The sequence below is a fragment of the Propionibacterium australiense genome (assembly GCF_003666605.1).
In the GTDB taxonomy this organism is placed as follows: Bacteria; Actinomycetota; Actinomycetes; order Propionibacteriales; family Propionibacteriaceae; genus Propionibacterium; species Propionibacterium australiense.
Genome location: NZ_RCIV01000001.1, coordinates 331,292 through 344,268, shown reverse-complemented (window position 1 = coordinate 344,268; position 12,977 = coordinate 331,292). Strand labels below are relative to the sequence as shown.

The 12,977-nt window shown below is 67.4% G+C and carries 6 protein-coding genes; all 6 read left to right on the top strand.

Annotation, left to right across the window (positions count from 1 at the left end; translation table 11 throughout):
• Positions 1-119 precede the first annotated feature (119 nt).
• Entirely contained in the window at positions 120-3,596 is a 3,477-nt protein-coding gene (gene rpoB, locus D9T14_RS01590) for a DNA-directed RNA polymerase subunit beta (protein WP_148669041.1), read from the top strand.
• Between the two features lie 89 nt (positions 3,597-3,685).
• Positions 3,686-7,576 carry a DNA-directed RNA polymerase subunit beta' gene (locus tag D9T14_RS01585; RefSeq protein WP_119160987.1) on the top strand — a complete coding sequence of 1,297 codons (3,891 nt, stop codon included), beginning with the start codon at positions 3,686-3,688 and terminating at the stop codon, positions 7,574-7,576.
• Positions 7,577-7,931: 355 nt separating this feature from the next.
• Positions 7,932-9,590: an FTR1 family iron permease gene (locus D9T14_RS01580; RefSeq protein ID WP_232012319.1), complete on the top strand. Its 1,659-nt coding sequence runs from the start codon at positions 7,932-7,934 to the stop codon at positions 9,588-9,590.
• 31 nt (positions 9,591-9,621) lie between these two features.
• Positions 9,622-10,257 carry an iron transporter gene (locus tag D9T14_RS01575; protein ID WP_119160989.1) on the top strand — a complete coding sequence of 212 codons (636 nt, stop codon included), beginning with the start codon at positions 9,622-9,624 and terminating at the stop codon, positions 10,255-10,257.
• Positions 10,258-10,342: 85 nt separating this feature from the next.
• The gene (locus D9T14_RS01570; RefSeq protein ID WP_119160990.1) at positions 10,343-11,665 is read left to right on the top strand and encodes a Fe-S-containing protein; all 1,323 of its coding nucleotides are present in this window, start codon (positions 10,343-10,345) and stop codon (positions 11,663-11,665) included.
• A 20-nt stretch (positions 11,666-11,685) separates the two neighbouring features.
• On the top strand, positions 11,686-12,975 hold the full coding sequence (locus D9T14_RS01565) for an ABC transporter permease (protein WP_119161136.1): 1,290 nt from the start codon (positions 11,686-11,688) through the stop codon (positions 12,973-12,975).
• Positions 12,976-12,977: the final 2 nt, after the last annotated feature.

Below are 12,977 nucleotides of genomic sequence, written 5' to 3'. Positions count from 1 at the left end.
TGCCCTTCTGCCGGATCTGGTCTATAGTTCATAGTTGCTTATCGCCATATGGACGACCCGTCTCGCCGCGGGCCGTTTTGCATGCAAAGAACCTTGCGAGTTCTTGGAAGGACCACACCTTGGCCGCCTCGCGCAATGCGTTGAAGAATACCGATGTCGTCTCCGCCAGCGGACGAATCTCCTTCGCGAAGATTCAGGAGCCCCTGGAAGTCCCCAATCTGCTCGACCTGCAGGTGAAATCGTTCAACTGGCTCGTCGGCAACGACGTGTGGCAGCACGAGGTGGACGAGGCCCTGGCCGCGGGGCGCACCGGTGTCAACACCAAGTCCGGACTCGAGGAGATCTTCGAGGAGATCTCCCCGATCGAGGACTTCTCCCAGACGATGTCGCTGAGCTTCCGCGACCATCGCTTCGAGGAGCCCAAGTACACCATCGACGAGTGCAAGGACCGTGACGCCACCTACGCGGCGCCGCTGTTCGTCACCGCCGAGTTCATGAACAACGACACGGGTGAGATCAAGAGCCAGACCGTGTTCATCGGCGACTTCCCGCTGATGACCGACAAGGGCACCTTCATCATCACCGGCACCGAACGCGTCGTCGTCTCCCAGCTGGTGCGCTCCCCGGGCGTCTACTTCGAGCAGACCCCCGACAAGACCAGCGACAAGGACATCTTCACCTGCAAGGTGATCCCCTCCCGGGGCGCCTGGCTCGAGTTCGAGATCGACAAGCGCGACACCGTCGGCGTCCGCCTCGACCGCAAGCGCAAGCAGAACGTCACCGTCCTGCTCAAGGCGCTGGGCTGGACCGAGGAGCAGATCCTCGAGGAGTTCGGTGAGCACGAGTCCATCCGCATGACGATGGAGAAGGATCACGTCACCACCCAGGGGGAGGCGCTCCTCGACATCTACCGCAAGCTGCGCCCCGGTGAGCCGCCGAGCCGCGACGCCGCCCAGACGCTGCTGGAGAACTTCTACTTCAACCCGAAGCGCTACGACACCGCCAAGGTCGGCCGCTACAAGATCAACAAGAAGCTCGGCCTCAACCTGCCGTTCGACCAGCAGGTGCTGACGATCGACGACATCAAGGCCGCGATCCACTACATCTGCGCCCTGCACGAGGGCAGGACCGAGCTCGAGGGCGGTCTCCTGGTGGAGGCCGACGACATCGACCACTTCGGCAACCGCCGTCTGCGCACCGTCGGCGAGCTCATCCAGAACCAGCTGCGCACCGGCCTCGGCCGGATGGAGCGCGTCGTGCGCGACCGGATGACCACGCAGGACATCGAGGCCATCACGCCCCAGACCCTCATCAACGTGCGGCCGGTCACCGCCGCGCTCAAGGAGTTCTTCGGCACCAGCCAGCTCTCCCAGTTCATGGACCAGAACAACCCGCTGGCCGAGATGACGCACAAGCGCCGTCTGTCGGCCCTGGGCCCCGGCGGTCTCTCCCGCGACCGCGCCGGCATGGAGGTCCGTGACGTCCACCCGAGCCACTACGGGCGGATGTGCCCGATCGAGACCCCCGAGGGTCCGAACATCGGCCTCATCGGTTCGCTGGCCTCGTTCGCACGGGTCAACGCCTTCGGCTTCATCGAGACGCCGTACCGCAAGGTCGTCGACGGCATGGTCACCGACGACGTCGACTACCTGACCGCCGACGAGGAGGACCGTCACATCATCGCCCAGGCCAACGCCGGGGTCGACGCGGACGGGCGCTTCGTCGAGGACCGCGTCCTGGTGCGCAAGCGCCACGGCGAGGTCGATCTCCTCCCGCGCGACGAGGTCGACTACATGGACGTCTCCCCGCGCCAGATGGTCTCGGTCGGTTCGGCGCTCATCCCGTTCCTCGAGCACGACGACTCCTCGCGGGCCCTCATGGGCGCCAACATGCAGCGCCAGGCGGTCCCGCTGGTGCGCAACGAGGCCCCCTTCGTGGGGACCGGCATGGAGTACCGCACGGCCATCGACGTCGGCGAGGTCACCTGCGCCTCCAAGCCCGGCACGGTGACCTCCGTCACCGGTGATCTCATCGACATCGCCTGCGACGACGGCACCTACCAGACGTTCAAGCTCGAGAAGTTCCAGCGCTCCAACGCGGGCACCTGCGTCAACCAGCGCCCCATCGTCGTCCCCGGACAGCACGTGGAGAAGGGCACGCCGCTGGCCGACGGCCCCTGCACCGACCAGGGCGAGCTGGCCCTCGGTCGCAATCTGCTGGCAGCGTTCATGCCGTGGAACGGCCTGAACTACGAGGACGCCATCATCCTGTCCGAACGGGTCGTCTCGGAGGACGTCCTCACCTCGATCCACATCGAGGAGCACGAGGTCGACGCCCGTGACACCAAACTCGGTCCGGAGGAGATCACCCGCGACATCCCGAACGTGTCCGACGACATGGTCGCCAACCTCGACGAGCGCGGCATCATCCGTATCGGCGCCGAGGTGCGCACCGGTGACATCCTCGTCGGCAAGGTCACCCCCAAGGGCGAGACCGAGCTGACGCCCGAGGAGCGTCTGCTGCGCGCCATCTTCGGTGAGAAGGCCCGCGAGGTCCGCGACACCTCGATGAAGGTCCCGCACGGCGAGGAGGGCACCGTCATCGGCGTGCGCATCTTCGACCGCGAGGACTCCGACGAGCTGCCGCCCGGCGTCAACCAGATGGTCCGCGTCTACGTCGCCCAGAAACGCAAGGTGCAGGTGGGCGACAAGCTCGCCGGCCGTCACGGCAACAAGGGCGTCATCTCCAAGATCCTGCCTGTCGAGGACATGCCCTTCATGGCCGACGGCACCCCGGTCGACATCATCCTCAACCCGCTCGGCGTGCCCTCGCGCATGAACCTCGGCCAGGTGCTCGAGATGCACCTCGGCTGGGTCGCCCACTCGGGCTGGGACATCGGTGAGTGCGACGAGCCCTGGGCCCAGCGCCTGCGCGAGGTCGGACTCGAGCACGTCGCAGGCGACGCCCACCTGGCCACCCCGGTGTTCGACGGCGCGGACGAGGCGGAGATCTCGGGCCTGCTGGCCAATGGCCTGCCCAACCGGGACGGTGACATGGTCGTCGACAGCGACGGCAAGGCCACGCTCTTCGACGGTCGCTCCGGCGAGCCCTTCCCCGAGAAGGTGGGTGTCGGCTACATGTACATGCTGAAGCTGCACCACCTGGTCGACGACAAGATCCATGCCCGCTCCACCGGCCCGTACTCGATGATCACGCAGCAGCCCCTGGGCGGCAAGGCCCAGTTCGGCGGCCAGCGGTTCGGCGAGATGGAGGTGTGGGCACTGGAGGCCTACGGCGCCGCCTGGGCTCTGCAGGAGATGCTCACCATCAAGTCCGACGACGTGGCCGGCCGGGTCAAGGTCTACGAGGCCATCGTCAAGGGCGAGAACATCCCCGAGCCGGGCATCCCCGAGGGCTTCAAGGTCCTCGTCAAGGAGATGCAGTCCCTGTGCCTGAACGTCGAGGTGCTCGGTGTCGACGGCCAGATCATCGATCTGCGCGACTCGGAGGACGACTTCCGCTCCGCCGACGACCTGGGCATCGACCTCTCCCGTCGGCCGGGAGCCGATTCGTACAAGCTGGAGTCCGAGGCCTGACGCCTCTCGGCGTCGGGCTCCGGCCCGTCCCACGACCACTGGATCCACAGTTTTAGCCGCCTGCTGGAAGCAGGGGAAAGAGAACCAACGTGCTGGACGTCAACACCTACGACACGCTCCAGATCGGCCTGGCCACCGCCGACCAGATCCGCGAGTGGTCCCACGGCGAGGTGAAGAAGCCCGAGACGATCAACTACCGTACGCTCAAGCCCGAGCGTGACGGCCTGTTCTGCGAGAAGATCTTCGGGCCCACCCGCGACTGGGAGTGCTACTGCGGCAAGTACAAGCGCGTGCGCTTCAAGGGCATCGTCTGTGAGCGGTGCGGCGTGGAGGTCACCCGTTCCAATGTGCGCCGTGAGCGCATGGGCCACATCGAACTGCGTGCCCCCGTCACCCACATCTGGTACTTCAAGGGCGTCCCCTCGCGCCTGGGCTATCTGCTCGACGTGGCGCCGAAGGACCTCGAGAAGGTCATCTACTTCGCCGCGTACATGGTGACCAGCGTCGACGAGGAGGCCCGCCACCGCGACCTGCCCTCCCTCGAGGCCAAGGTCGCCACCGAGCGGGGCCAGATCGAGCAGCGCCGGGAGACCGATCTGGCCAAGCGCATGGCCAAGCTCGAGGAGGACCTCGCCACGCTCGAGAGCGAGGAGGCGGCTGCCGACGTCAAGAAGAAGGTCAAGGACGCCGCCGAGAAGGAGCTCAAGACCATCCGTGACCGCGCGAGCCGCGAGATCGACCGGCTCGACGCCGTGTGGGAGCGCTTCAAGGGCCTCAAGGTGCAGGACCTCGAGGGCGACGAGGTGCTCTACCGCGAGATGAAGAACCGCTTCGGCAAGTACTTCGAGGGCTTCATGGGAGCCGAGGCGGTCAAGCGCCGCTTGGAGACCTTCGACCTGAACGCCGAGGCGGAGAGGCTGCGCGAGGTCATCAAGAGCGGCAGGGGCCAGCGCAAGACGCGCGCCCTCAAGCGCCTCAAGGTCGTCAACGCCTTCCTCGAGAACGGCAACTCGCCGATGGGCATGGTGCTCGACGCCGTCCCGATCATCCCCCCGGACCTGCGCCCGATGGTGCAGCTGGACGGCGGTCGCTTCGCCACGAGCGACCTCAACGACCTCTACCGTCGCGTGATCAACCGCAACAACCGCCTGGGGCGTCTGCTCGATCTCGGCGCTCCCGAGATCATCGTGAACAACGAGAAGCGCATGCTCCAGGAAGCCGTCGACTCCCTGTTCGACAACGGCCGCCGAGGCCGCCCGGTCACCGGTCCGGGCAATCGTCCGCTCAAGTCGCTGTCCGACATGCTCAAGGGCAAGCAGGGCCGGTTCCGTCAGAACCTGCTCGGCAAGCGCGTCGACTACTCGGGCCGTTCTGTCATCGTCGTCGGTCCGCAGCTGAAGATGCACCAGTGCGGCCTGCCCAAGCAGATGGCGCTGGAGCTGTTCAAGCCCTTCGTCATGAAGCGGCTGGACGACCTCAACTACGCGCCGAACATCAAGAGCGCCAAGCGCATGGTCGAGCGCCAGCGGCCCCAGGTCTTCGACGTCCTCGACGAGGTCATCAAGGAGCACCCGGTGCTGCTCAACCGCGCGCCCACGCTGCACCGCCTCGGCATCCAGGCGTTCGAGCCCCAGCTCATCGAGGGCAAGGCGATCCAGCTGCACCCGCTCGTCTGCGCTGCCTTCAACGCCGACTTCGACGGCGACCAGATGGCCGTTCACCTCCCGCTGAGCGCCGAGGCGCAGGCCGAGGCCCGCATCCTCATGCTCAGCTCGAACAACATCCTGAAGCCGGCCGATGGCAAGCCGATCGCCCTGCCGAGCCACGAGATGATCATCGGCATGTACTACCTCACCCAGGACCTCGACGGCCTGCCGGGCGAGGGGCGCGCCTTCAGCAGCGAGGCCGAGGCCATCATGGCCAACGACCTCGGCCAGCTGGACCTGCGCGCCAAGTGCAGGATCAAGATGACCGGGATCGTCCCGCCGCCGGCCCAGGTCGACAGGATGCGCCCGGACGGTTCGATCATCCTCGACACGACTCTCGGCTCGGTGATCCTCAACCATGCGCTGCCCGCCGACTACCCGTTCGTGGACTACCACGTGGGCAAGAAGCAGCTCTCGGCCCTCATCAACGATCTCGCCATGAAGTTCCCGCGTCCCGTGGTCGTCGAGACCCTCGACAACCTCAAGGACCTCGGCTTCGAGTGGGGCACCCGCTCCGGTGTGACGGTCTCGATCGGTGACGTGCAGACGCCTCCGGACAAGCCCGAGATCATGGCCACCTACGAGGCCAAGGCCGCCAAGATCGACAAGCTCTACGATCGTGGCGCGGTCACCGAGGAGGAGCGTCGCGGTGAGCTCGTCCAGATCTGGAACGACGCGACGGCCGAGCTGACCAGCGCGATGGAGAAGAACTTCACCAAGACGAACCCGATCTACATGATGGTGAACTCGGGTGCCCGCGGCAACCTGACCCAGATGCGTCAGATCGCCGCGATGCGAGGCCTCGTGGCCAACCCGAAGGGCGACATCATCGAGCGGCCCATCAAGTCGAACTTCCGCGAGGGGCTGACGGTTCTGGAGTACTTCATCTCAACCCACGGCGGCCGGAAGGGGCAGGCGGACACCGCACTGCGGACCGCGGACTCCGGCTACCTCACCCGTCGTCTGGTCGACGTCTCCCAGGACGTCGTCATCCGGGAGAACGACTGCGGTACCGAACGCGGCCTGAACAAGGTCATCGCGACGGCCACCGAGGACGGCGCGCTGATCCCGGTCCGGATGCTCGACACCTCCGTCTACGGTCGTGTCGCGGCGCGCGACGTCGTCACCGATGCCGGTGACGTCGTCATTCCCGCCGGGACGCTGTTCGAGGCCACCAATGTCCGTGCCGCTATCGATGCCGGCATCACCGATGTCAAGGTCCGCTCGGTCCTGACCTGCGAGGCCCACACCGGCGCCTGCGCGATGTGCTATGGCACATCGCTGGCCACCAACCGTCTCGTCGAGGTCGGCGAGGCGGTCGGTATCCAGGCCGCCCAGTCCATCGGCGAGCCCGGCACCCAGCTGACGATGCGCACCTTCCACACCGGTGGCGTGGCCGGTGACGACATCACGCAGGGCCTGCCCCGCGTGGTCGAGCTCTTCGAGGCCCGCACCCCGAAGGGCAAGGCCCCGATCGCCGAGGCCGATGGCCGGGTCAGGATCGAGGAGACCGATCGCGGTCGCAAGCTGACGATCGTCCGCGACGACGGCGGCGCCGACGTCGAGTACACCCTGCCTCGCCGGGCACGCCTCGAGTTCGAGGACTCGAACCGGGTGCGCCACGTGATCGCGAACGGCGTGCACGTCGGCGTGGGCGAGCAGCTCACCGGCGGCACCGTCGATCCCCAGGACGTGCTGCGCGTCCGTGGCGTTCGCCGGGTGCAGGAGCACCTGGTGGAGGAGGTCCAGAAGGTCTACGCCTCCCAGGGCTCGCCGATCCACGACAAGCACATCGAGATCGTCATCCGCCAGATGCTGCGTCGCGTGACCGTCATCGAGTCGGGCGACACCCCGATGATGCCGGGCGAACTCGTGGACCGCCAGACCTACGAGGCGGCCAACCGCACGGCGGTCGCCGAGGGCGGCCGTCCCGCCGAGGGCCGTCCGGTGCTCATGGGCATCACGAAGGCCTCCCTGGCGACCGACTCCTGGCTGAGTGCGGCCTCCTTCCAGGAGACCACCAAGGTGCTCACCGATGCGTCCATCCAGGGCAAGTCGGATCACCTGGTCGGCCTGAAGGAGAACGTCATCCTCGGCAAGCTCATCCCGACCGGCACCGGCCTGGAGCGTTACCGCAACATCCGGGTGGAGCCGACGGCCGAGGCCAAGGCCAACTCCTTCCAGATGAGCTACGACCCGTTCGACTACGACTTCGGTTCCGGCTCCGGAGCCGCCGTCCCGCTCGACGACCTGGACTTCGGCGACCTGCGCTGAACCCGCCCGGCCGAACTGAGGGCGCCCCGCATCCGCGGGGCGCCCTCGCGCATTGTGCGCCCCACCATGAGCCGGGCTCTTCCCCGGGGACGCGGGGACGACGTCAGTGGCCTTCCAGCGGAGCGGGCTCCCCCGACCGCAGCCATGCCCCTGGGCGGGCGGTGCCGTGCCAGATGTCCGGTGGCCGGGGAGGAAGCCGGCCCGACCAGCCGGAACGGAAGGATCCCGGGGCCGACTGGCCCCCGGGAACTTGTTAGCCTAAGCTAATCAACTGTTAGCCTAAGCTAGTCGTTTGTGGGTTCTGTCGAGAATCTGTGAACGGTCGAGTCCTTCTCGGGGAATGGGGTGTCCGCCAGTGCATTCCGCACAGCTGACAGCGATGGTGGACGGGCAGGCCCGTCTGCGGCGCCTGACCGTCGTCGGCGCGCTGCTGCTTCTCCTGGTGCTGCTGCCGATCGGTCGTTCGGCGACGGCCGCCGCCGAGCCCTCGGCCTCCGCGGGGCAGTGGACCGGTGTGGCCCAGAAGATCAGTGACGAACTCGATGCGGCGGCAGCCACCTTCCACGACGGTGACCGGGACGGCGCCAAGAACCGGGTCAGGGACACCCGTTACAAGACCTACGTCGGCTCGGGCTTCGAGGAGGCCCTCGGGGCCAAGTCGGGCGCCGACGTCAAGGACGCCGACATGGACTTCGCGCTGCTCATTCAGGCGATCAAGGACAACGACGGCGCCGAGGTCGACAGCCGGACCGACGAGCTCAAGAAACTCGTGACGAGCGCCGCCCAGAGCCTCGACGGCGGCTCCCAGAGCGCCGAGGACATGGCGATCAGCCCCGGCAAGTGGGGTCAGGTCGCCTCGACCATGATCGACCTGCTCAACCAGGGCCGGGACGCCTCGGCGGCAGGCGATCCCGAACGCGGCAAGGAACTCGTCAACGAGGCCTATTACGGGAACTACGAGACGACCGGTTTCGAGAAGGTCACGATGAGCAGGGTCTCCGGTGCGCGCGTGTCCACCATCGAACTGGAGTTCGCCAACATCAAACGGGACATGACCAGTCAGGACAACGACTCGGTCGCGGCCCGTGTCGCCCAGCTCGAGGTCATGCTCATCCAGGACGCCAATACGCTTGACGGCTACGACCCGAGCACCGGAGCGACGAGCGGCGGGGGCGGCCTCACCCTGTTCCTCTCGGCCTTCCTCGTCATCCTGCGGGAGGGCCTCGAGGCCATCCTCGTCGTCGCAGCCGTGATGGCCTTCATGATCAAGGCCGGCCTCAGGCGCGAGTCGCGTCTCATCTGGGCCGGCGTGGCCCTGGCCGTGCTCCTCTCGGCCGCCCTGGCGCTCCTGTTCCACTTCGTGACCGCCGCGGCCGGCTCCAACCAGGAACTGCTCGAGGGCGTCACGGCGCTGGTCGCCGTGGCCATGCTCATCTGGGTGTCGAACTGGATGATCCAGAACTCCGACCACTCCTCCTGGCAGAAGTACCTGCCGGGATCGACCGAGCACGGCATCAGCCGCGCCTCGCTGTTCTCGCTCGTCCTGGTGACCTTCGTCGCCGTGCTGCGCGAGGGCGCCGAGACGATCCTGTTCTACCAGCCGATCCTCGCCATGGCCGGTGACGATACCCACCTCGTGTGGCTCGGCCTGGTTGTCGGCGTGGTCTGCCTCGTCCTCGTCTACGTGGCGATCCGCTTCTTCAGCCTGCGTATCCCGCTACGCCCCTTCTTCATCGTCACCTCGATCTTCCTGGCCGTCATGGCGATCGTCTTCACCGGGTCGGGCATCAAGGAACTGCAGGAGGCCGACGTCCTGCCGTCGACGGCGATCGGCGGGCTGCCCACGATCGACCTGTTGGGGCTCTACCCGAGGGTTGAGAACCTGGCCGGTCAGGCCGTGGTTCTCATCATCATCGTTGCTCTCTACGTCATCGGCTCCCGGCGCCAGCGTCGTCGTGGCCTCGTGGCCAGTGGCCGGGGCGGGCAGACGGCGGCGAACCGGACAACTGAATAACACCGAATCCTCTCATCACAGGAGACATTTCATGTCCATGTCAGTCAAGAAGCTTGGAAGCCTCATCGCCGTGCTGGCGCTGGCCGGTCTGATGGCCGGCTGCTCCGGCGGCTCGAGCTCCTCGGGCTCCAGCTCGGCGGACAGCAGCAGCACCGCCACTGCCGCCGAGACCGCCGACGACGGCGGTGACGCCGGTTTCCAGGAAGAACCCGTCGGCGACGAGGTCTTCTCCGGCCCCCTCAAGATCGCGGCCGTCTACTTCCAGCCCGTCGAGATGACCCCGAAGATGGGCGTCGACGCCTCCCAGGCCGCCATGCACCTCGAGGCCGACATCACGGCCGTCGAGGACAACAAGCTCGGCTACGGCGCCGGCGACTTCGTCCCCGGCCTGACCGTCGAGTACGCCATCAAGGACGCCTCCGGCAACGAGGTGCAGAGCGGCACCTTCATGGCGATGAACGCCTCGGACGGCCCCCACTACGGCCTCAACCTGCCCGAGCTGGCCGCCGGCGACTACACGCTCGAGATCATCGTCCACTCCCCGGAGGAGAACGGCTGGATGCTGCACACCGACAAGGAGACCGGGGTCGAGGGTCGCTTCTGGACCGAGCCGATCGTCGCGAGCTTCCCGGACTGGCACTGGGATCCCGAGGCCGTGTGGTGGTGACGGGCCGCGGCCACCAGCCAGCCGGCCCGGCCGGTGCTCGTGATGACGCACTGGTGAAACAGTCCTCAGCCGTACAGGAGAGACAGTGCTCGCACAGCTCGTTGACGCACTCGGTTCGCTCATCCTCGTCGCCCTGACGATCGGGGCGCTGGCTCCCAGCGTGCGCCTGGCCTGTGGCGGGGACCCGGCTCGCCCGGGCCCCCGCCCGGTGGCCTGGGGCGCGCTGGCCGGCGCGGCGCTCGGGCTGGCGTTCATCGTCGTCCACCAGTTCTCGATCATCCGCTTCGACCGGCAGCGCCTCACCCTCACCACGCTCGAACCCACCGTCGGGCTCTTCGTCGTCCTGCTCGCCCTCGTCTGGTTCCTCGGCCGGCGGACCCTTGGGCTCCTCCGCGGGGCCCGGGGCGACTCCTTGGCCGGCGCCGGCGTCGCCAACCCGATCCCCAGGCCGTGGCGGGCCGTCGTCTCGACGGCCGGCTCCGTCTGGGCCCTGGCCATCGTCTTCCGCGCCGGCCAGAGCGTCTACCTGCAGATCTGGGAGTGGGTGCCCTCCAATTCGACGCTGTTCTCCAGCACCACCTTCCTCAACGTGCTGGGTTTCCTGGCCGGCGTCGCCATCGCGGTCGTCGCCGGGGCGAGCGTCTCGCTCATGTGCGCGCGGCGGCCGTCCCACGCCCCGGCGCTGTTCACCGTCTCCGGTCTCATCCTCACCGCGACACACGTCTTCCTCATCGTCCGGCTGCTGTACTCCCTGCGCGTCATCCGCGTCTCGAAGCAGACCGCCACGACGATGTCCTGGCTGGCCAATCACGGCGACCTGTTCTCCTTCGCGGCGATGGCCGCCACGGCCGTCGCCGCCGTGATCCTGCTGGTCTCGGCCCGTCGCACGCCCACCGAGTCCGATGTGGCACCCGAGCGGCGGCTGAAGAAGGCCGGCGTCCGTTCGATGACCCGCCGCTCGGTCCTCAGCCTCGGCACCCTGGCCGTGGCCGCCGGCGTCCTCACCGTCGGCGAGCACTACGCCACGCAGGAGGTCGAGCTGTCGGACCCGGAGCCCTTCGACGTCAGGGACGACAATGTCGTCGTCGGGCTCGATGCGATCAGCGACGCGCACCTGCACCGTTTCGAGTACCAGACCTCCTCGGGAACCAGGGTGCGGTTCATCGCGATCCAGAAGGCCGGCACCTCGTTCGGCGTCGGCCTGGACGCCTGCGAGATCTGCGGCCCCAGCGGCTACTACGAGGAGGACGGCCAGGTCATCTGCAAGCTCTGCGGTGTCGCCATGAACATCGCCACCATCGGCTTCAAGGGCGGGTGCAACCCGATCCCGATCGACTACACGATCGCCAACGGTGAGCTGAGCGTGCCGATCCAGGTCCTGGAGTCCAGCGCCGGCGTCTTCGCCTGAACCCGAACGAGGTGGTCACCATGTTCCTTCGCATGCTCCGCGGCGCGCTGCTCCGGCAGCGTTCCCGGCGTCTCATGATCATCGCGACCGTGGCCCTCGGTGCCTCGGTCGCCACCTCGATGCTCTCGGTCATGTTCTCCGTGGGCGACAAGATCAACCAGGAGCTGAAGGCCTACGGCGCCAACATCGTCGTCCGCCCCCAGAACGCCGCGGTCGTCCAGGACATCTACGACGTCGGCGGCGGTGACACCCAGCAGTCCTACCTCGACGAGGCGGACCTGCCGAAGATCAAGACGATCTTCTGGACCTACAACATCGTCGACTTCGCGCCCCTGCTCACCACGAGCGCCGATGCGGCGACCACGAGCGGGACTGCCGAGGGCGTGACCGTCGTCGGCACCTGGTTCACCCGGCACCTCGACCTGGCCGATGGCGAATCGGTCGACACCGGCCTGGTGAACATGCGCGGCTGGTGGACGATCGACGGCTCATGGCCGGCCCAGGACGCCGATGACCAGGTCGTCGTGGGCGTCACCTTCGCCCAGGACAACGGCCTGGGGATCGGCGACTCCGTCACGCTCACCAGGGGCGGCGTCGCCGAGCAGATGACGGTGTCGGGCATCGTCACCACGGGCGCCGAGGAGGACAACCAGGTCCTCACCAACATCGGCGCAGCCCAGGAACTCATCGCCACCCCCGGCGCGGTCGGCGAGGTCGAGGTCTCGGCCCTCACCACGCCGGACAACGACCTGGCCAGGAAGGCGGCGAAGAACCCGGCCAGCCTCTCGGTCGCCGAGCGCGAGACCTGGTACTGCACCGCCTACGTCTCCTCGATCGCCTACCAGATCGAGGAGGTCATCCCCGACTCGACGGCCCGCGCGGTGCGCCAGGTCTCCGAGTCCGAGGGCACCATCCTCGAGAAGACGCAGCTGCTCATGGTGCTCGTCACGATCCTGTCGATGGCCGGTGCCGCGCTCGCCATCGCCAATCTCGTCACCGCCAACGTCATGGAGCGCGCCGCCCAGATCGGCCTGATGAAAGCCATCGGCGCCCGCGATGCGGCGGTGGTCGGGCTGATCCTCACCGAGATCCTCATCATCGGCCTGGTGGGGGGCCTGCTCGGGTTCGGTGCCGGCATCGGCCTGGCCCAGCTCATCGGGCATCTCGTGTTCGGCTCCGCCATGTCGATCCTGCCCTCGGTCGCCGGGATCGTCGCGGCCCTGGTCCTGCTCGTCGTCCTGGCCGGCTCCATCCCCGCAATCAGATTCCTGCTGCGACTGCGCCCGGCCGAAGTGCTGCACGGGAGGTGAGC